Below are 20,786 nucleotides of genomic sequence, written 5' to 3'. Positions count from 1 at the left end.
ATTTGAGGAGAAACTAGACCATGCGTCACAACGTTAAGAAGGGCCTGAAGCTCGGCACCGATGCGAGCCACACCAAGGCCATGAAGAAGAGCCTGGCCAAGGCCCTCTTCGAGAACGACCGCATCAAGACCACCGAGACCCGCGCTAAGGCGCTGCGTTCGGTCGTCGATCCGATCATCACCTGGGCCAAGAAGGGCGACCTGCACTCTCGTCGTCTGGCCATCGCCAAGCTCGGCGATAAGCAGCTCGTTGCCGAGATCTTCGACAAGGCTGCCCAGGGCATGTGGCAGGACCGCAACGGCGGTTACACCCGCATCATGAAGCTCGGCAACCGTAAGGGCGACAACGCTCCTATCGTTATCATGGAGCTCGTCACCGAGCCTTGCACGCCTAAGGCCAAGAAGGCTGCTCCGGCCCCCAAGAAGGCCGCTGCTCCCAAGAAGGTCGAGGCCGTCGAGGAGGCTCCTGCTGAGGAGACCGCTGAGTAGACAATCCGTCTGCATAGGCTATATTCGAGGGGTACGTTCGCGTACCCCTCTTTTTTTGTCGCGATACCGTTGATTGTTTGTTGGGAGCGCCCATGACCGCGCCGTCTGATTTCAATTCGATTCCTGAGCTCGATGCCACGCTTGTATTCTGTGTTGCCTATGATGGCTCGTCCTATAGCGGATTTGCCGAGCAGCCGGGCCAGACGACCGTTGCGGGCGAGTTGCGCCGCGCTATCGAGACGCTGCTGCGCCGCCCGATCGATCTGACGTGTGCGGGTCGTACCGATGCCGGCGTGCATGCGGTGGCCCAGTACATTAGCGTGCCCGTAACGGACGCTGAGCTTGCTCTGACGCGCCGTAGGTGGCTGAGGGCTATGGATGCCCTCCTGCCCAAAGATATCGCCATAAACGAGGTCTACAAGGCCCGTAGGGGCTTTTCTGCCCGCTTTGACGCGCGGTCCCGTACGTATACGTACCGTATTGCCGATCGCGATGCGCGCCCCGTGCTCTCGCGCGGTGCGGTGTGGTGGCATCGCTATCCCCTCGACGTCGATGCGATGGCGGCCGCCTGCCCTGCGCTTTTGGGCGAGCAGGACTTTAAGAGCTTTTGCAAGGTTGCCTCTGCTGTGGGCAAGCCCACGCACCGCTGCGTGATGCGTGCGGAGTTTGGCCACGAGGTCGCTTTTGGCGAGGATATCCTGACCTTCACTATCGAGGGCAATGCGTTTTTGCACTCGATGGTGCGTACCATTGTAGGAACGCTCGTGGAGATTGGCATGCATCGTCGCGATCCCCAGTGGATGCGCGAGGTTATTGACGCCCGTGACCGAACCGCTGCGGGTCCCACGGCGCCTGCCTGCGGCCTTACGTTTATGGGTGTGGATTACGGCCCCGACGAGCTTGTCGTTCTCGACTAGGGGAGTGCTCGGCGCGTCTGTGCCTTGCACATACTATGTGTGAGCTGCGCGTGTGCAACATCTGTTCTTGGCGTGCAACGTGTTAGGCGGCTCGTTGCTTTTATAGCTCGGGTGTACCATGAACGACAGTTTGATTTGGTGCTATCGAGAGGATGGAAAACTTGGTTCGACGTGGCTCGCATCCGCGACTTTCGGTGATCCTTGTGGTAGAAAGTTCGCCCAGCTATGCGATGCGTGCGCTCGAGAGTATCCAGAACCAAGACCTCTACGATTTGCAGATTGTCGTTGTCTGTCGCGATACTGCGCCCGGTGTGCGCCATTCGCTTCAAGTTGCTGCCGACAGGGACATCCATATTGATTTGATTGACGTCGAGGACGCGAAGCACAGCGCTTGTCTTCGTGCCGGTTTTGCTGCCTCGCGCGGCTCTCAAATCATCGCTATGAACGCCGATGAGTGGTTTGCTCCGCAGTCCCTTTCCAAGATGGTCGATATCGCGTGCGATACTGCGGCAGACATAGTGTTCCCCACGGTGTCGCTCGACCGCTATGATGCACATCGAGAGCGCCATTCGCGTGTCTTGGATGCTGCCTCTATTGCCATAGAAGACGAGTCTTCTATGGTGACTGGGCTGCCCCAGTTGATTTTGGGCGGCCTAGTCGCTCAGACCTCTGGCGTGATGTATAGCCGTCCGCTGTTTGAGGCATGCCTGTCGCGCGGCAAGGCGTACCGTACGGTTGAGTTTATGGCTTATGCGCTCTCGCAGGCACGATTTGTGTCCGGCTGCGGCGACGCTTGTTTCCACGCGGCGGCACCTAAGCTTACAGATGCCTTTGATCCCACCATGTATGCCAGGATATCCGATGACACTCGAGCGCTCGACGAGCTTGCGGACTCACTCTCGGAAGCAGATAGCGGTGGTCGGCTCAAGCTGGCAAGCCAAAAGTTCTACTTTGCCGGACTGGTCGCCTGCATCGAGAATTTGTGTCTGAGCCCGCATGGGGTGTCGTCAATCGAGCGTTCCGCCCGCATGCGTGATATGCTCGAGGCGCCTCGAACCCGTCAGATGGTCGCCGCGCTCAAGGATAACCATCGGGGACTCGGTCTGTTGTTTGGGCCGATCGCCAGCGCCAAGCCCGCGCGCTGCGTGATGTGTACGCATCTGGCAGCTTTTCTTAACCGGACGGGCGCAAAAACCGCCTAAACGGCTCATTACGAAACAAACTTGCATAGAATTGTTTCGAAATGCGTTCTTATACACAAAAGCCTTCAAATAGCGTTAAACTATTCAATCACTGATTGATTGTCTCCGCCATCTTTTGGAGAGAGGGTTTGTATGGCTAAAAAACGCAATGGGCGCCAGGATGCCATTAGAGATATTGTGCGCAATAAGGATGTCCGCACGCAGCGCGTGCTGGTCGATGAGCTCCGTGCTATGGGCTTTGATTGCACGCAGGCGACTGTCTCTCGCGATATTGCCGATATGGGGCTGCGTAAGCTCCCTGAGGGCATCTATGTTCTGGCAGAGGACCTGCACCTGCAGCGTATGGTTTCCGAGCTCGTAACGGGCGTTCTGCGTACTGATAATCTGGTTATGATCAAGGCTCAGCCTGGCACGGCTTCCGGCATCGCCGCCGCCGTTGATGCGGCAGAGTTACCCGATGTGCTTGGCTCGCTTGCCGGCAACGATACGATTTTGGTTATTGCCCAGACGGCCGAGGACGGCGAGCGTCTCGAGGCGCTGATCAATAAGTTGAGCAATTCTCGCAAGTAGGTGTGCGGGTCGTGCGCTCGGCATTGTGTGCGCTGACATAGTGGCTTGTAAGGGGCATCGACGTTGGTCGGTACCCCTTTTTGTTTGCCGGTATAAAGACCGCCCACCAGGTCGCTTCAAACTAAAAGGCCCCGAGCAGTTCAATAAGCTGCTCAGGGCCTTGTTGGCTTTAGTCGCGTACTTCTTAGCCGACCGTATCGTCAGGCGTGGGCGAGGGGTCGGGAGTGGGAGTGGGCGTAGGCGTAGGCGTAGGCGTAGGCGTGCCGCCATCGCCGCCGGTCGAACCACCAGTGGAGCCGCCCGTCGAGCCACCGGTCGTACCGGTGCCGCCGGTGGTGTCGCCGCCCGTGGTCTCGGTGGTCGTGGTCGTCGTGGTAGTCGTTGTGGTGGTTTCCTCTTCGTCCTCGTCCTCGTTCTCGTCCTTGTCGTCGTTCTCCGACTTCTTGGTGTTGTTGGTGCCGTAGAACTTCCAGACGCTGTTGTTCTTATAGGTGGGAGCCGTTCCGGTCACAAACTCCTCGCGCTCGGTACCGGTCAGAACGGTGTTCATAAACCGCTTAAAGACAGGCAGGTTGGTGCTGTCGCCCAGCAGGTCCGTGCCGTATTTTTGGATGGGGATCTCGCCCGCGGAATAGCCGGTCCACAGGGCGCACGCCAGCTGCGGGGTATAGCCGCAGAACCACAGGTTGGTGGTGTTGTCGGTGGTGCCCGTCTTGCCGGCATAGGGCTGGTTGACACTCAGGGCGCCGGCAGCACCCGTACCGCTGCCCTTCATGACGCCGGACAGAACATCGGTGACCGCGGCGGCCTCGCCCTCGGTAAGCACCTGTGAGGGATTGTCGGTGTGCTGGTACAGCACCGAACCGGTACGAGAATCAATCTCGGTGATGGCGATCGGCTGGCGATAGTAGCCGCCGTTGGCAAACGTCGCGTAGGCGGCGGCCATCTCGAGTGGCGAGATCGAGCCGGTGCCGAGCGTCATGACGGGAACGTCCTCGATGTTGTCCTTGGCGGGGTCGATGCCGAGCTTTTTGACGAGCGAGATGATCTTGCTGTTGCCGACGGCTTCCGCCACCTGGATGTAGCCGGTGTTGGAGGAGTATGCCGTCGCCTGCTTAAGCGTGATGTTGCCGTAGCTCTGGTTGGCGTAATTTTGGACCTCGGTCGTGGTGCCCTTGGCCTTGAGCGGCGAGTTGCAGTTGAGGGTGACGTTGGGGTTCATGCCGTTTTGGATGGCAGTTGCCAGCGTAAAGGCCTTAAAGGTGGAGCCGACGGGACGCTTGGCCGTGGCATGGTTTACGTGGTTCTCGTCGGCGTTGTAGTCGTAGCCGCCCACCATGCACTTGATGTAGCCGGTCTTGGGGTCGACGACGACCATGCCCATGTCCAGGCCGTCAAGCGAGAGCGTGTCGAGCTGCTCGCGGACGGCATTCTCTGCCACCTGCTGCATCGTGGGGTCGATGGTGGTCTTGACGGTCAGGCCGCCCTTAAAGAGCACGTCGGTCGAGAACTCCTGCTCCAGCAGCTGCTTGACGTAGGAGACAAAGTAGGGCTGCGAGTATACGTCGACGCCGCTGCCCGAGATTTCGGTCACATTGAGGGTGATGGGCTCGGCCTGTGCGGCATCGTGCTCCTCCTGGGTGATGTGGCCCAGGCGCAGCATGTTGTCGAGAACCTTGTTGCGGCGAGACAGTGCCAGATCGGGATTGACCGTGGGGTCGTACTGCGAGGGCGAGTTGGGAAGGCCGATCAACAGCGCGGCCTCGCTCAGGGTGAGGTCGGCGGCGCTCTTGGACAGATAGGTCTCGGCGGCGGCCTCGATACCGTAGGCGCCGTGGCCGTAATAGATGGTGTTGAGGTACATCATGAGGATCTCGTCTTTGGAGTACATGTCCTCCATCTTGATGGCGATGTAGGCCTCGCGCACCTTACGCTCGATGGTCGAGTCGAACTGCTCCTCCTGCAGGATGGTGTTGCGCACAAGCTGCTGGGTGATCGTCGAGGCGCCTTCGTGTCCGCCGCCGAGGGTTGCCACCGCAGCACGCGCGATACCCCACAGGTCGATACCGCCGTGCTCGTAGAAGCGCTCGTCCTCGACGTCAACGGTGCCTTGCAGCACGTAGGGGGAGACCTCGTCCTTGGTGATAGACTTGCGGTTTTGCGTGTAGAAGCTCGCGATCTTGTTGCCGTTGCAGTCGACGATCTCGGTGGGCTCGCTCACCAGATACGCGTTGGCGTCGGTGTAGTCGGGCAGATCGGACAGCCAGCGGTTGACGTTGCCGACCATGCCGATGCCAAACGCCACGCCCGCAATCAGCAGAAAGCCCAAAAACGAGAGCAGGATTATGGGCAGGGCGTGCGTCTTTGAACGGCTGTGTCCCTGTCGTTGGCGAGGACCCATATATTGACCTCCAGGTATGTCGTGCCGGACGGTGGATGTGCCGTCGGGGCAGGATGGACATAAGTTATTACACGATAAACCAAACGGGGCGCGCGAGGCCTCGTGTATGCTGGAAGACGGCATTTTTCAGAGTGAATGCATACCTTGGTAAGGAGTTTGTCGATGGCGATTCGGGCGATGGGGCCGAGCGGACAATGCGAGACTGGATTGGATGTCGTCAGTGCGGCGCTGCCCGAGCTGCTGGCGCCGGCGGGCGGACTCGACCAGATGCTTGCGGCTATCGCCGCGGGTACCGATGCCATCTATGCGGGGTTGGGCGGCTTTAACGCCCGTGTGAGCGCCCACGGCTTTACGGATGACGAGTTTGCGCGCGGCCGCGCCGTGGCGCATGCCCATGGCGTGCGTGTGTACGTGACGCTCAACGTGTTCGTGTTTGACGATGAGTTGTCCGACGCGGTGGCGTTGGGAGCTCATGCACTGGAGCTGGGCGCCGATGCTCTGATTGTGGCCGATGCCGGGTTGGCCTGCGCGCTGAGCGCGGCGATTCCCGGGGTCGAGATTCACCTGTCTACGCAGGCGGGCGTTCATAGCGAAGGCGCCGTGCGGCTTGCCGCCGATGAGTTGGGGGTCGAGCGCGTGACGACGGCACGCGAGCTGACGGTCGACGAGATTGCGGCGCTCTGTGCCACGGGCGTGCCCATCGAGGTATTCTGCCACGGTGCGATTTGCATCGGCTATTCGGGGGCGTGCGAGTTCTCGGCCCTGCGGCGTGGACGATCGGCGATGCGCGGCGACTGCACACAGCCGTGCCGTCTGGCGTACGACCTAGTGGACGAGGCGGGACAGAGCGTTGTCGCCGTCGAGGGGGATCGTCTGCTGTGTCCGCATGACTATCTGGGTATTGCGCATCTGCCCGAGCTTGTAGATGCCGGCGTGGCGTCGCTCAAGATCGAGGGGCGCATGAAGAACCCCGATTACGTATTCAACGTGGTGCGGGTTTGGCGCCGGGCGCTCGATATGCTGCGCGACGGCGCGTGGGACCCCGGTGCCGTGGAAGAGCTTGAGCGCGAGCTGGGAAGGTCGTTTAACCGTGGGTTTACCGATGCGTACCTGCGAGGGCGTTCGGGTGCCGAGCTGATGAGCTTTGAGCGTGCAATTAACCAGGGCGTGCGCGTGGGGCGCTTGGTCGCTGTGGGCCACGAAGAGGTGACCGTTGAGCTCGATGCCGCCGTGGCGGCGGGTGACACGCTCGAGATTCGGTTCTATCCGGGCGTCGACGCGCGCCCCGATGTGCCCAAGCGCTGGCCGCAGGTGCCCTGCCCGGTGGATGCCGCAGCGGGGAAGCGCGTCGTCGTGCATTGCAAGCGTAAGGTGGACGCGGGCTGCGAGGTATACCTGATTCGCAGCGCCGGCGTGTTGGATCAGACAGCGGCGGTGTTGGAGCGCATGCGGGCCGAGGCGGATGCGATTGCACCCGTTGCGCGCGCCGTTGAGGTGCTGCCCTTTGAGGACGTTGCGGTGGATGGCGGTGCGTCGACGGAGTTGGCGGAGCGCGCGGTTCCCGCTCACATGGTTTTTGCTTGGCAGCTGATGGATGCCGATCCGCGCGGAGAACGCGATTTATCCGACGCCGTTGTGGTGCTGGACGAGGTGTGCCGCACGGGTGACGTTGATCGGACCCGCTCACTTATGCAGCGTGCCGGGCGCGTCGTCTGCCGCAACCTGGGACAGGTGGTGATCGCTCGCGAGCTGGGCATGACGTTTGACGTGGCGGCGCCGGTGTTCTGCGCGAATCGGGTCACGCTTACCTGGCTGCGCGGACTCGGGGCGGGGCGGGTGTACTTGTCGGCCGAGTTGCTCGGCAATGATGCGGAGCGTGTTGCCGAGCTTGCCGCTTGTCCCGGTGTCTTGGGGCCTGTCGATGCCGACCGTTCCGAGCTCATGGCGTGCGAGCACTGCTTGCTGACTGCCGAGGGCGCCTGCGCCACGGATGCAACGGGGCAGATCCGTTGCCGTGACTGCTCGCGCCGTCAGCGGGCGCGCTTTTTGGTCGAACGTGACGGCACGCGTTTGCCGGTCGTTATCGACGCGTGCGGCAGGACGAGGATTTTCCTGTCGTAGGTGTTCGGCCGCGCCGTTTTGGTTATCATAAGAGAGTTTATGAACTTCCAGCACCGCCGTATCCGGTGAGGGTGCTATAGCAAAAGGAGGATACCCAATGCTGTCTGTTGACGAGCAAATGCGTATCATCACCTCGGGTGCAGCGCAGATCGTCCCCGAGGCCGACCTTCGCAAGAAGCTTGAGAAGGGCGAGCCCCTCAACATCAAGCTCGGCGTCGATCCCACCAGCCCCGACCTGCACCTGGGCCATGCCGTGCCCCTGCGCAAGATGCGTCAGTTCCAGGACCTGGGCCACAACGTCACCCTTATCATCGGCAACGGCACTGCGCTGATCGGCGACCCCTCGGGCAAGAACTCCACCCGCCCGCAGCTTTCGCAGGAGCAGATCGAGGCCAACGCCGAGACCTACGTGAGCCAGGCCATGAAGATCCTGGACCCCGAGAAGACCACCATCGTGCACAACGGCGACTGGATCCTTTCGATGGACCTGGCCGGCCTGCTGCAGGTGTGCTCCAAGTTCACCGTCGCCCGCATCCTTGAGCGCGACGACTTTACCAAGCGCTACCAGTCCCAGACGCCGATTGCCCTGCACGAGTTTCTGTACCCCGTGATGCAGGCCTTCGACTCCGTGCAGATCAAGGCCGACGTCGAGATGGGCGGCACCGATCAGCTCTTCAACCTGCTCGCCGGCCGCGAGCTCATGGAGAAGATGGGCATGGAGCCGCAGATCGCGCTTACCATGCCGCTGCTCGAGGGCACCGACGGCGTGCGCAAGATGTCCAAGTCCTATGGCAACTACATCGGCCTGACCGACGCTCCCAAGGATATGTTCGGCAAGACCATGTCCATCCCCGACGAGATGATCGGCAAGTACTATCGTCTGGCCAGCTCGCTCGCCCCGGCCGAGGTCGACAAGATCGATGCCGCCCTGGCCGACGGTTCCGCCGACCCCTACGAGCTCAAGCGCGCTCTAGGCCGCGACCTGTGCGACACCTACCACGGCGCCGGCGCCGGCGACGAGGCCCAGGCCGAGTTCGACCGTGTGTTCAAGGAGGGCCAGCTTGCCGACTTCCCCGAGAAGCACGTTGAGCTGACCGTCAACGACGAGGGCCAGATTTACCTCGCTGGCCTGCTCAAGGACCTGGGCCTTTCGGCCAGCGCCGGTCAGGCCCGCCGCGACATCGACGGCGGCGGCGTCAAGATCAACGGCAAGGCTGTGGCTCCCAAGAGCTACAACATCGATCCGAGCGCCCTCAAACTGGGCGACACCCTCTCCGTGGGCAAGCGCAAGGGCTTTAAGTTGGTCTAACGAGCGAGTTGACCTCACAAGTGCAATAAGGCCGCAGCCGGGAATCCCGACTGCGGCCTTTTTGGTTGCGACGATCCCTTGGGGACGGAGGGATCATTTGGCGGTGCCGTTAAGCGGAAGGGGTGTTAGCGGGACTTTCTTTTTGGCATACAATGGCTATTGGCTTGCTGCGGTGAAGGTCTGTCCGCTCCGCAGCTTTTTTCTACGGTTAAAGGAGTATGTATGTCCGTTGAGGTCATGAGGTCTGTGATCGATGCTGCCGAGGGGCGCGTGCCCGTCGACACGCTGTTTGCCAATGCGCAGATTGTCGACGTGTACGGTCAGCGCGTGGCGCCCGGTAGCGTTGCCGTCAAGGACGGTCTGATCGTCGGCGTGCTCTACGATGGTCGCGACGATGCCGCTGACACCTACGAGGCAACTGAGGTCATCGACTGCCAGGGTCGCTATCTCGCTCCTGGTTTTATTGACGGGCATCTGCATATCGAGTCTTCGAACATCCGCCCCGCCGAGTATGCGCGCATGGCGGCGACGCGCGGTACCACCACTGCCATTGCCGACAGCCACGAGATCGCCAACGTGGCGGGCCTGGACGGCCTGCACTTTATGATCGAGGACGGTCGCCGCGCGCCCATTTCCATCAAGTACATGATGCCCTCGTGCGTGCCCGCGCTACCCGATGAGCAAGCGGGCGCTGTGATTACCGCCGCTGACATGCAGGCGTTTTTTGCCGAGCATCCGGGCGATGTTTTTGGCCTGGGCGAGATGATGAACCTGCCGGGTGTCTTTATGGCCGACCCCGAGACCTGTGCTCGCATCGATGCTGCCAACCAGACGCCGTCCAAGCAGGTCGACGGCCATGCACCGCTCGTTGCCGGCAAGGACCTTAATGCCTATGCCGCGGCGGGCATTATCGCCGATCACGAGTCGACGATTCCCGAGGAGGCGCTCGATAAACTGTCTCGTGGCATGTACGTGATGCTGCGCGAGGGTACGTGCAGCCATGACCTGGCCAATCTGTCGCCGATGCTGCTGGAGAACCCCGCGCGCGCCCGCCGCTGCTGCTTTGCGACTGACGACCGCGCCCCTTCCGATGCGCTTGCGACTGGCATGATCGACAATGCCTGCCGCGTGGCGATTGAGGCCGGTATCGACCCCGTGGTCGCTATCTCTATGGCGTCCCTCTCCACGGCCGAGGCGTTTGGCCTGGATCACGGCTGCCGCGACCCGCACGAGCTGCGTGGTGCGATTGCCCCGGGCAAGCGCGCCGACCTGCTGGTGCTTAATGACCTGACGTTCGCCACGGCTCCGCATCGCGTATATGCCGCCGGTGCTCTGGTGGCGCAGGACGGCACCTTTGTGGGCGAGATCGCACCCGAGATGGCTGAGGTTGCGGCGCTTGCCGATGAGCTTCGCGCCTCCGTTAAGCTGCCGAAGCTTTCGCTCGACGTGTTTGACTATGCCTTTAAGCCGGGCGAGGCCGTTATCGATGTCATCCCGGGTATGGCTATCACGGGTATGGTTCGCCCCGAGAGTGCCGAGGGCCTGCGCCGCATTATGCTGATCGAGCGCCACGGCCGCGGCGTGTCGCTGCAGGCCGAGGGCGCCGACGGTGACGGCCCCGCGGGTCTGGGCTTGGTTGGCAAGCATATCGGTCGCGGCTGGGTGCGCGGCTTTACCATCACGGGTGGCGCCATTGCCTCCACGATTGGCCACGACTCGCACAACGTGTGCGTGGTGGGCGACAATGCGGCGGACATGATGGCTGCCGTTGAGGCCGTGGGCCAGGGCGGCCACGTGCTGGTGCGCAACGGCGAGGTCGTGGCGCGCATTCCGCTGGCGCTCGGTGGCCTTATGAGCGAGGGCACGGCCGAGGATGTCGCCGCGCAGCACGACGACTTTATGGTCAAGGCGCGCGCCATGGGTATCGAGCCGCCGCTCGACCCCATCATGGGCATCATCTTCCTGCCCCTGCCGGTCATCCCGACGCTCCGCATCCGCCCCGAGGGCATGTTCGACGTCACGACCTTCACCTACGCCGACTAGTCATCGGGGACGTTCTTAAACGACTATCCGTCGGGGTGGCGTGTCGCCTGACGCCGCGACCGTGAGACCTCTGGCATGTGTGAGCTATTTGCCAGGTCCTTGTAACGTTTACGCCCGCGGAGTCTTATTTGAGCTCCCTTTGGGTACGTTGGAATCGGATACACGTTCGATTCCAACAAGCCCGAAGGGAGCTTTTCTATGTTTAAACTGATTGCATCCGATATGGACGGCACATTGCTTGACGAAAACGGCCAGGTGCCTCCCGAGACCTACGAACTGATTCTGGCGCTACACGAGCATGGCGTGCATTTCGCCGCATCGTCAGGTCGTCGCTACGATCGCCTGTGCGAGTTCTTTGCGCCCGTTCGCGACAAGATGGACTTTGTCGCAGCTAACGGTGCCCAGGTCTTCGCCGACGGCAAAATGGTAGACCGCGAGGTGTATTCGCACCTGGCGATTCGAAGGCTCGCCCAAGCCGTCAGGACGTTTCCCAATCTGCATCTTGCGCTCTTTGACCGGACCAAGTCCTTCCTGCTCGATGACGAGTGCAAGTTCGTGCGTGAGGTCGATAAGGACCTTCCCAATGCCGAGCGTATTTGGGAGCTGCCCGATCCCAGCGTAAATATCATCAAAGCGAGTATCTTTTGCGACGACAGTGCGGTTATGGACAGTGCGTACGTGCTACAGCGCGAACTTGGTCAGCTCTTTACTTTTGCGCCTTCGGGCAACGCGTGGATCGATGCCATGCAGCCTGGTGTGTCGAAGGCCTCGGGTATCGCGCAGCTCGCGGAGCATTACGGCATTGGTCGCGACGAGGTCATGGCGTTTGGCGACTCGATGAACGACTACGAGATCATTCGCTTTGTCGGCACGGGCTGCGCGATGGAAAACGCGCGCCCCGCGCTCAAGGCGGTGGCCGATCGTGTCGTAGGCTGCAACCGCGACCACGCCGTTCAGCATGAGCTCCGTCGCGTGCTGGAGAGTCTCTCCTAATCCGGCAGCTGGCGACGTTCCTTTTCTGCCGACAGTGGGGGACAGTCCTTGCAGCTTTTTGCGAAGAGTGTCCCCAGTGACTAGTCTTAAGAACATCCCCAGTGACTGGCCAATGACTAGGCGAGGGCGGCCATGATGGTGCGGGCGACGCCGTCGTGGTCGTTGTCGTATTCGGTGATGGCGTCGGCGGCCTCGCGGTCTTCGGACTCGGCGTTGATCATGGCCATGCCGTGGCCCGCTGCCTGCAGCATGGGGATGTCGTTGATGTTGTCGCCGAACGCCCAGGCGTCGGCGAGACGCTCGCCCAGATGCTCACATAGCCACGTGAGGGCTGTCCCCTTGGTGGCGCCCTCACCCATGACCTCGATATTCATGGCGTAAGAACGCGTGATCTCAATGCCTCCGAGCGTGTCGAGCGCCGCCGCGATGGCGTCGCGATCGGCCGGGTCGTGCCAGTACATGGCGATGCGTTCGAGCGTCTCGACCTCGTCGATCTTGCTGTCGATATCCATGTCGATCGGTGTTCGTGTGCGCTTGAGCGAAGCCGCGATGTGGGGGTCGCCGCCGCAGAACTCATCCAGGCGCTCGTAAAGCGAGCGGGGGAGGAAGCACTGTCCATCCGCGAAGATATCGAAGGTCACATCGTGGCCGGCGGCAATGCGATGGATGCGGTGGGCAATGCCGCAATCGAGCGGACGGCTCAAGATGCGCGTGGCGCACGAGGCGTCGGTGGGCACATCGTCGTCGAGTTGCCAGACGCTGGCGCCGTTGGCACAGACCGCGTAGTGTACGGCGGAATGGGCGAGAATGGGCTCAAAGATGCCCGACAGCGGACGCCCCGTGCAGGGAACAAACTCGATGCCACGACGTGCGAGCTCGTCGAGCATTGCCCAAGTGGCGTCGCTCATCTGCTTATCGCTCGTCAGCAGTGTTCCGTCCATATCGGAAAACACAATCATTTGATGCAGCCCTTTCTATTGGCAAAAAAGCGTGGCCAAGGGCTTGGGTCCCTGGCCACGCTCAAGATCTATAACGGTCCGCGTCCTATCGGTCGGCGAGTGGCTTGTACTCCAGCGGCTCGATCACCGGACGATAGGCCGGGCGAATAATACGGTGCGCGCAGAAGAGCTCTTCCATGCGGTGCGCCGACCAGCCGGCCATGCGGGCGACGGCGAATAGCGGCGTAAAGAGCGTCTCGGGCACGCCGAGCATCTTGTAGATAAAGCCTGTGTACAGGTCGATGTTGGCGCAGATGGGCTTGGTCATGCCGTGGTCGCGCATGACCTGGGGTGCCAGGCGCTCGATACGCTCGATGAGTGCGAATTCCTCGCCCAGGTCCTTCTTGGCGGCAAGTGTGCGCGCGTAACGGCGGCATACCTCGGCGCGCGGGTCGCTGAGCGTATAGACGGCGTGGCCCATGCCGTAGATGAGGCCCGTGCCGTCGAAGGCCTGCTTGTCGAGGATCTTGCCCAGGTAGGCCGCGACCTCGTCCTCGTCCTCCCAATTGGAGACATGCGCACGGATGTCCTCGTGCATGGACACGACCTTGGCATTGGCACCGCCGTGGCGCGGGCCCTTGAGCGAGCCGATAGCCGCGGCGTAGGCGGAATACGGGTCGGTGGCCGAAGACGACAGCACGCGGCAAGCGAAGGTGGAGTTGTTGCCGCCGCCGTGCTCGGCATGCAGCATGAGCATCACGTCGAGCAGCATCGCCTCATCGCGGGTGAACGCCATGCCGCCGCGCAGGACCTGTAGGATGGTCTCGGCGGTGGAGAGACCGGGCGTGGGGTGCGGCACGTGAACCTCGGAGCCGCGAAGCTTGGCGACCGAGGCCATGTGTGCGAAGGCGGCGATGCGCGGGAGACGTGCGAGCATGGAAATGGCGACGTCGATCTCATGCTCGGGCGTAATCGCGTCGGGCTCGGCGTCGAAGGCGTAAAGCAGCAACACGGCGCGCTGGAGCACATTCATGATGCTCGACGACACCGTGGTCATGGGGAACTCTTTGACGTATTCGTCGCTCAGATGCCTAAAGGCGCCCAAGCGCTCGCAAAAACCGTCGAGCTCCTCTTTGTTGGGCAGCGAGCCCGTGATAAGCAGATAGGCGACTTCTTCGTAGCCATAGCGATTCTCGGACTGGGCATTGTTGACCAGATCCTCGATGCTATAGCCGCGCAGCGTGAGCTTGCCCTGGTCGGGCACGACTTTGCCGTCGACCTTGTTGTAGCCGTGCACGTCCGAGATACGGGTAAGGCCCGCGACCACGCCCGAGCCGTCGGCATTGCGCAGGCCGCGCTTGACGTTATGCTCGACGAACAGACCCTCGTCGTACGGATCAGTCGGCAGGCCGTGGTAGAGGTTTTCGCTTTCGGGCGAAATCTGGCGGCTCGCCTCATAATCCAAGACCAGGCGGCTCAGATGGTCATCGAAGCGGTAGTAGATTTTCTTGGCGTCGTAAGCCATGCGCGCTCCTCTCGGGGCCGTATGGGGGGCGGCGTGCTTGGGTGCAGATGCGCCGGCCTGTTCCCGTACGGCCTGTTCGCTACAGGCGGTACATAAAGTTAAAGACGTCCTCGCGCTGGATGGACACGTTGACGCCCGAAAGCTCGCCGGCCTCGGCCAGCGCCTTCTGCAGCTCGGCGAAGTCGAGCTTGGACTCGGCGGTGTCGGCCAGCATGGTCATGGTGAAGATGTCCTCGATAATGGACTGCGTGATGTCGCGGATGTCGACATTGGCCTCGCCCAAAACGCGGGTGACGCCGGCGACGATGCCGGGGCGGTTCTTGCCAAGGACGGTGATGACGATGCGGGAGGACGAGATCTCGGCCATGGGAAACCCTTTCGCGTGGTTGCGGCGCGCGCGGGGCGCTCCGCTACGGTACAGTGTTCATCATTGTACCTGTCTGGCGCAAAAAAGGCGCGCTCGCTGCGGCGTTACATGCCTGCAACATGAGCGTAAGGGGGAAGGCCGTACGGGGAAGAGCCGTCTGGCGCGTGTCCGGCTCGTGTTGGGTTGATTTCCGATCTCAGCCGAACACATTGAGCGGACAGGCCGTTCCCGCAGTCAGCCGAACGCCTCCGACGGCTGATTCCGAACTGGAAGCGGAGGGCATCCCCGCCCTTCGGTAGGGGATACCGCTCCGCGGCGCATGCCGCGGGCGGCGCCCCTATCGGACCACCGTGACCTCAGTTGGGATGGGCCCAGCACTGCCGCGTACTCGGTGAGCTAGAGCCAACTGTTCGTCTTCACGGCGCGTATGGCGATATTTCGGTCGTCCGGCTCGGTGATGCCGTAGCCGAACGCCTGGAGCGTCTCGATGGACTCCTGGATCCTCTGTTGGAACATGGGACCCGGATCGACCCTCGGCCCGAGGTGCCCGCGCCAAAGGCACGGCGTGGCGTGCAGCATGTTATGGATTTTGGAGATGGGCTCGATGTCGGCGTAGACGTTGAGCGTCGCCATGGCGTCCTTGTGGCCGAGGATCGATTGGAGCGCCTTGATATCGCCGCCTTGGCGGATCCACTGCGTTGCGAACGTGTGGCGAAGGCCGTGGAACGTGATCAGCTCGTCGTTGGTGCCCATGAGGCCGTTGGTCTCCGAGAACGTCTTGAACGCCCTGCGGATATAGCTTGTCGTCGCGAAGGTCGCGCCCGGCTCCGACAGGATGTAGCAGTCCCCGATCTCGACCGCCCCGGTAAGGCCGCGCAAGCGCAGCTTTCCGCAGTCGATCTCGTGGGTCTCCTTCAGGAAGGGGAGTAGGCCGACCGGGTCGATGGGGATACCCCTGGCGTCATGGGTCTTGGTGTCCTTGATGAACGAACCCATTCCCTTCGCGTACGCCACCGAGTGTCCGATCGAGATCAGGCCCGTCTCGAAATCCACATCGCACCACCGAAGGCCGCAGACCTCGCCGATTCGCATCCCCGTGTGCAGGGCGAGTACGACCGCCCTCTAATCCTCGGCGGACCAATCGAGTCCGAACTCCTTTCGGGCATCCTCTTCGCTCATGACTTCGAGAAGGTCTCCGGGTTGGCAACGAAGGGCGAGGCATAGCTGCTCGAGTGTGTTGAAGCGAATGCCGCGAATATGCCCTTTTTTAATACGGGACAGGTTCACGGGCGTGGTTCCAATCCTTTCGGCAAGTTCGTTCGAGGAAATCTTTCGCTCGGCCATGATCTTGTCGAGGCGAACAATTACGGGCATGGCGTTTCCTTACGCAATCTCGTCGGAGTCGAGGTACAGCTCTCGGGCGTACAAGAAGAGCTGGGAAAGCATGAACAGGACGATGCCGAGAACCAGAGAGGTCCAATCGAATGATGAAGCGATCTCTTGGGCGCCGACGGCCCCCTCGCCGCCAAACATCGAAACGGAGGTTTTGAGTGAGCCGGCGTAGAGGCTGGTGGCAGCTTGAACAACGAAGAGAATGCCGAGCACCTTCAAGCATGTCGCAGACCCTTTCTTGAAGGGGTCTCCGCTCTTGATCGTCCACACGAGAACGGCGCTGAGGATGGTCGTAGCGATACCGATGACGGCAGGGACCAATGTCGAGATCGCAAGGGCTGGATACGCGGGGGAGTCTGCAATTACAGGGTTGTCGAGCACTTCGATTGCTGGCTTTAAGGAGAACGCCACTTGTGCGATGGCGGTGGCGCAAAGGGTCGCAGAGGCTATCGCACATGCGATGCGGAAGGAATGAAGCCGGGGAGTGCGATTGTCGGAACTCATAATAACCTCCGAAGAATTTAAAAAACTCAGGTTACTTTTTAACAGTTTATGTTAAATTGACTTTGCCGGCAAGTAATCACAGCATGCTGCAACCGAAACCCCTCTAGATTGGAGAGGATTATGTTCAGTACTGTTAAGTAGTGTAAGCTCTTGGTTTTCCTCGGCCTCGCTCTTTGTCTGTTGCTGCCGGGAGCCCCCGCTTTTGCGGATACCCCGATGCCTCCTTCCCAGGAGAGCAGCCAGTGTGCCCTCGTTGAGCCCCTCGGGTATACGGACGACGTCGTCGATACCTACTGGAGCTACAGCTGTCCTCGCGGCGTAAGCGGGCACAGCATCTCGATGTTCAACATCTCTTACAAGACGATCTCCTACCGAAATGGCTATCGCCGATCCGCGCATCATAGGGAATCCCGCCTCGCTGCAATGTGCTCCTGTGGTGTTCTTGGCACAACTGATAAATGGCAATTTGTCTATAGCACCTACTAGATGCGAGGAAGGGCCGAGCATTTTGTTCGGCCCCTCTGTTCCGACTGGATGAGGTTAAGGTTGGCGATGAATATGCTCAAAATCTCGAAGGCGATCTTTAGGTCGCTTCTCTCCTCCAGGTCGCTCTGTGTTGTCGTTGTTGCGTTGATGGTTCTTTGTGCTCTGCCCGTCTTCAGGAGCGCGGCTGGCATCGACGGACGGGTCGAATACCTCGAGTCGGGAATAACCCGTGTTGAGCAGGAATTGTCAGCATCCTATGCGGATGCGCTTGTGAATGCGGGGGAGGACGGTGTCTATACCTCTTCATCAAGCATGCCCGCGCTTCTGTACCCTCTTGCCGCGGGACGTCTTATCTTGGCACCGCTCTCTCCCCTACTTCCGTTTCTGCAGATATCGGATGGAGAGTACACCTATTGTGACGGATCGAAGGAGTACTTGCTATGGGTCGCAACGGCCGTTGCCGTCTCGTTCCTTGCCGCGCGTCTTAACAAACGTGAAAAGCTCATCATCCAGGCACCGATGGGCGAGCTGGGTAGACTTGTTGCATCGAGCGTATGGGCGAGTGTTTTTGCAATGCTTGCCGTCCTCGCCATCAATCTTCCAGGGATAATCGCCGCGCTTGTGAAGAATGGCCCGGGCTCGCCGTTCTATCCGATAGGCTACATTCAATATGCGACTCCGGTTATCAAACCGGCTTGGCTGGTGTTCGCGCAGACGGCCATCTTGCAATTCTTGGTGGCAGCGTTCATCTCGCTTGTCGTTCACCTTGCCGTGAAGATTGCCAATAACCCTACGCTTGGAATCGTGTTCGTATGTGCCCTGATGGGGGTGACGATGGTTCCCGGGTATTACGGAAGATCCATCGCTTTACGTGAGTTCGCCCTGTTGAATCCCCTTACGTATGCGAACACTGAGTTGACCGTCGGCGCCTATAGCCCGTACCCGACAACGCAGATAGTGAATCTGCCTGGACTTTGCTTCGAGCGTGGCGCGATTGCCCTCGTATGCGCAATCGGGATCGAGGTGCTGGCAATTAGCCTGCTTTGCGTTGCTGGAAAGAGCGGCTGCGCGTGCCCGATATCCCCGATTTGTCTTGAGAGAGGTTCCTTCACTGCATCGAGAACGGCAACTCGTTCGAGCGCTTGTGCCTCCGCCGTTGCATACGTAAGAACGATGGGGAAACTGCTCCTGCGTTCTCCTACCCTCGCCGTATGCGCGATTGCAATGTCGACGACGATGCTGGCCCCGGCTCTGGTCGAGATGTTTCCTGACGCTGATAACGTTTCCGCTGTTCGGTATAGGGATGGGGAGCTCCGTTCAATAGATCGGTATCTAGAGCAGAACGCTGCGAATATGGACGTCGAGGGCAAAGCGGCCCTGGAAGACATGCGGGATGCTCTTTCGGGTTTCGTGTACGCGCCTATGCCTGCGGAGGGGTTTCGAAGCCTTGCGACGTACGAGCGCGCTCGAGGTGAGCTGGGCGCGGCAGATGCGACTCTCCTGCAATCGATCGGAATCGAGCCGGAGACTCCTTCTCGTGCGGAGGCGCGCGCCCTTCTGCTTGAGTCGATCGCGAGCTTGCCGGACCCCAAGGTTTACGAGTTAAGTACGAAGATGCCCCCATTAATCCTCCTTTCGTATCTCCAGGCAGCGCTTCCCTCCTTATTTTTGCTGTTGCCCGTGGTTGTCACATCGCTCGCGTGCACCCACCTGCAGTGTCGTTCCCTTCTGGTTCTCCAGATCCCCGCAACAGCGCATGTGCGTTTTCTGACGGCTGTTGCGCTGGCTCTCCTGCTTGGCTTGGTGCTGCTTTTGGTGTCGATGGTTCCCGCTGTCGTTGTGTCCGTGATTAAGAACGGTGCGGGTGGATCGGAGTATCCCGTCGCTCTCATTCGGGCGGGAGCTTCGACAACGTCCATGGTGGGGGAGGCGGTGTTGTGCAGTATTCCGTTGCTGGTCATGGCATACGGCGTGATTTCCGTCGTCGCTGCGTTGACAGCAGCGATTAGCCGCAACCCCGTTGTCACCGGAATGGTTTGCGCGGTTCTCTTGGTGTTGGGTTCGTTGAGCGCTCATGTTGAAAGCGTGGGCATGGGCGTCGCGCTGCTGGCTCCATTCGCCTCGTTTGATCCCGCTTCCCAGGTGGGGACGATTGGGTTCCTTGGGCGAGGGACGAACGCGATGCCTTTTGGAGAGGTCGTCGGCGCATCGGGCGCTCTGCTGGTGGTCTTGGGCGCCGTATCTCCGTTGATGGTGCGCCTGAGTGTTCCAAAGATCGAAAGGGGATGATCTCGATGATTGACCTTCAAACGCTGACGATCTCTTATGGAAAGAAGGTGCTCGTAGATTCGGTGAACGCTGAGTTTGCCCCGGGTACGGTCTACGGTCTCGTCGCTCCGAACGGGCATGGAAAGACGACGTTGCTGCGTGCGATGGCAGGTTTGCCGGGTCCTCGCGTGGACGGGAGCATCGTTCTGGATGAGGTGCAGGGTACGGGTGCGAGAGAGGTCCGTTCTATGATCTTCTATGCACCTGGTGAGGGGACGCTGCTGTATCCCGGATTGCGTGCGGAAGATCACCTCAAGATGGTTTGCGATATGTGGCCGCATGCTCGCGATATCGAAGAGATAGTGGAACAAACGCAGATAGGCGAGTTCGCGAAGATGAGGATCCGCACTCTGAGCCAGGGCATGAAGCAGCAGCTTACCCTGGCGATTGCGTATGCGACGGGCGCGCGGTACCTTCTATTAGATGAGCCCATGAACGCGCTCGACCCCAGCAGGGTGGACTTGCATTCCGAGATTCTCAGGAAGCTGGCCGATTCTGGTACGTGCATCATCATGTCATCCCACATCTTGGATTCGGTCGATAGGCTGTGCGATGAGATTCTGTTTTTGAAGGATGGGAGGCTCATTAGAAGCATTCCGCAAGATGATGCTGCGCCGAAGTCTCCTGGATCCCATTTCGCAAAGCCTGCCGGACGCGCCGAGGGTGCGCTAAGCACGTATCGGAGACTCTACGAAAAGGGCGGGTAGAAATGTAAGTTAAAAATCTATGTGGCCAATGTGATACCGTTGAACCCGCGTATCGATACCGCTCAGCCATTCGCCTCGCCCCCGTCGCACGTATCTTCATTCGGTCTGTCATCATTAATCTAACGATGCTTTGAGGAATGTAGGTGCTTCTAAATGTACTGTCGACTTCTTCTCAAACTAATCCTAAGAGACAAGGCCGTATGGATTTGTACGCTCGTTCTCGCTGCAGCCTTCTCCGTCCCCATTGCGTTCAATTCACCCATCTACGGGCCCTTCTTTATGAAGCAGGGCATGCAGAGCTTTGTCGACGCATTCAATACGCGCGCGCCCCAGGCCAGCGGCACAGACCTATCTCCAGAGCAGCAAAATGACGCGGAGCTTGCAAGATACGCGAACGCCGCCCTTGCCGCTCAAACCGACGCCGCCTTTCTCGATTCTGCCGAGAGCTACTACGCGCTCATGGGCGAAGGCTTCCAATCCGGGTCCATCGTGGGA

General features: G+C 60.4%; 18 protein-coding genes. 11 read left to right on the top strand and 7 right to left on the bottom strand.

The window, feature by feature from the left end:
- Positions 1-20 precede the first annotated feature (20 nt).
- The 4 genes from rplQ to AAAT03_RS07950 all read left to right on the top strand — a co-directional run bounded on the left by rplQ (position 21) and on the right by AAAT03_RS07950 (position 3,177).
- Positions 21-488, top strand: a complete 468-nt coding sequence (rplQ, locus tag AAAT03_RS07965) for a 50S ribosomal protein L17 (RefSeq protein ID WP_006235277.1) — start codon at positions 21-23, stop codon at positions 486-488.
- Between the two features lie 92 nt (positions 489-580).
- Positions 581-1,405, top strand: coding sequence for a tRNA pseudouridine(38-40) synthase TruA (gene truA / locus AAAT03_RS07960; RefSeq protein ID WP_117629206.1), 825 nt, complete (start codon positions 581-583; stop codon positions 1,403-1,405).
- A gap of 203 nt (positions 1,406-1,608) precedes the next feature.
- Positions 1,609-2,607 carry a glycosyltransferase gene (locus tag AAAT03_RS07955; RefSeq protein WP_349103048.1) on the top strand — a complete coding sequence of 333 codons (999 nt, stop codon included), beginning with the start codon at positions 1,609-1,611 and terminating at the stop codon, positions 2,605-2,607.
- A gap of 132 nt (positions 2,608-2,739) precedes the next feature.
- Positions 2,740-3,177 carry an ArgR family transcriptional regulator gene (locus AAAT03_RS07950; protein WP_006235280.1) on the top strand — a complete coding sequence of 146 codons (438 nt, stop codon included), beginning with the start codon at positions 2,740-2,742 and terminating at the stop codon, positions 3,175-3,177.
- 184 nt (positions 3,178-3,361) lie between these two features.
- Here AAAT03_RS07950 and AAAT03_RS07945 read toward each other — a convergent pair whose 3' ends face one another.
- Positions 3,362-5,578: a PBP1A family penicillin-binding protein gene (locus AAAT03_RS07945; RefSeq protein WP_349103047.1), complete on the bottom strand. Its 2,217-nt coding sequence runs from the start codon at positions 5,576-5,578 to the stop codon at positions 3,362-3,364.
- A 162-nt stretch (positions 5,579-5,740) separates the two neighbouring features.
- Between AAAT03_RS07945 and AAAT03_RS07940 the strand changes: the two genes are divergently transcribed.
- From AAAT03_RS07940 to AAAT03_RS07925, 4 genes are all read left to right on the top strand, one after another.
- Positions 5,741-7,699: a peptidase U32 family protein gene (locus AAAT03_RS07940; RefSeq protein WP_349103046.1), complete on the top strand. Its 1,959-nt coding sequence runs from the start codon at positions 5,741-5,743 to the stop codon at positions 7,697-7,699.
- 97 nt (positions 7,700-7,796) lie between these two features.
- The gene (gene tyrS / locus AAAT03_RS07935) at positions 7,797-9,008 is read left to right on the top strand and encodes a tyrosine--tRNA ligase (RefSeq protein ID WP_117629202.1); all 1,212 of its coding nucleotides are present in this window, start codon (positions 7,797-7,799) and stop codon (positions 9,006-9,008) included.
- A gap of 222 nt (positions 9,009-9,230) precedes the next feature.
- The gene (locus tag AAAT03_RS07930) at positions 9,231-11,051 is read left to right on the top strand and encodes an adenine deaminase C-terminal domain-containing protein (protein ID WP_118206522.1); all 1,821 of its coding nucleotides are present in this window, start codon (positions 9,231-9,233) and stop codon (positions 11,049-11,051) included.
- Positions 11,052-11,249: 198 nt separating this feature from the next.
- A complete protein-coding gene (locus tag AAAT03_RS07925) occupies positions 11,250-12,044 on the top strand; it encodes an HAD family hydrolase (RefSeq protein ID WP_118206523.1) in 795 nt (264 codons plus the stop codon).
- 116 nt (positions 12,045-12,160) lie between these two features.
- Here the strand turns inward: AAAT03_RS07925 and AAAT03_RS07920 are convergent, their stop codons facing one another.
- From AAAT03_RS07920 to AAAT03_RS07895, 6 genes are all read right to left on the bottom strand, one after another.
- Positions 12,161-13,003 (bottom strand): Cof-type HAD-IIB family hydrolase, encoded by an 843-nt coding sequence (locus AAAT03_RS07920; RefSeq protein WP_349103045.1) that lies wholly within the window; start codon positions 13,001-13,003, stop codon positions 12,161-12,163.
- Positions 13,004-13,088: 85 nt separating this feature from the next.
- Complete coding sequence (locus AAAT03_RS07915; protein ID WP_349103044.1) at positions 13,089-14,507, bottom strand: citrate synthase; 1,419 nt, start codon at positions 14,505-14,507, stop codon at positions 13,089-13,091.
- Positions 14,508-14,586: 79 nt separating this feature from the next.
- The gene (locus tag AAAT03_RS07910; protein WP_006235289.1) at positions 14,587-14,874 is read right to left on the bottom strand and encodes an ACT domain-containing protein; all 288 of its coding nucleotides are present in this window, start codon (positions 14,872-14,874) and stop codon (positions 14,587-14,589) included.
- A gap of 396 nt (positions 14,875-15,270) precedes the next feature.
- Positions 15,271-15,978, bottom strand: a complete 708-nt coding sequence (locus AAAT03_RS07905; RefSeq protein ID WP_255413538.1) for a site-specific integrase — start codon at positions 15,976-15,978, stop codon at positions 15,271-15,273.
- Positions 15,979-15,996: 18 nt separating this feature from the next.
- Positions 15,997-16,248, bottom strand: a complete 252-nt coding sequence (locus AAAT03_RS07900; RefSeq protein WP_006235292.1) for a helix-turn-helix transcriptional regulator — start codon at positions 16,246-16,248, stop codon at positions 15,997-15,999.
- 9 nt (positions 16,249-16,257) lie between these two features.
- The gene (locus tag AAAT03_RS07895) at positions 16,258-16,770 is read right to left on the bottom strand and encodes a DUF2975 domain-containing protein (protein WP_006235293.1); all 513 of its coding nucleotides are present in this window, start codon (positions 16,768-16,770) and stop codon (positions 16,258-16,260) included.
- A gap of 552 nt (positions 16,771-17,322) precedes the next feature.
- Between AAAT03_RS07895 and AAAT03_RS07890 the strand changes: the two genes are divergently transcribed.
- The 3 genes from AAAT03_RS07890 to AAAT03_RS07880 all read left to right on the top strand — a co-directional run.
- The gene (locus AAAT03_RS07890) at positions 17,323-19,545 is read left to right on the top strand and encodes a hypothetical protein (protein ID WP_349103043.1); all 2,223 of its coding nucleotides are present in this window, start codon (positions 17,323-17,325) and stop codon (positions 19,543-19,545) included.
- A 5-nt stretch (positions 19,546-19,550) separates the two neighbouring features.
- Positions 19,551-20,291: an ABC transporter ATP-binding protein gene (locus tag AAAT03_RS07885; protein WP_117769450.1), complete on the top strand. Its 741-nt coding sequence runs from the start codon at positions 19,551-19,553 to the stop codon at positions 20,289-20,291.
- 153 nt (positions 20,292-20,444) lie between these two features.
- A partial coding sequence (locus tag AAAT03_RS07880; protein ID WP_349103042.1) for a hypothetical protein occupies positions 20,445-20,786 on the top strand: 342 nt, incomplete at its 3' end.

It is taken from the genome of Collinsella sp. CLA-AA-H167, assembly GCF_040095305.1.
GTDB lineage: Bacteria > Actinomycetota > Coriobacteriia > Coriobacteriales > Coriobacteriaceae > Collinsella.
Note: the sequence above shows the minus strand (reverse complement) of the source record. Positions and strands in the feature narration are given on the sequence as shown.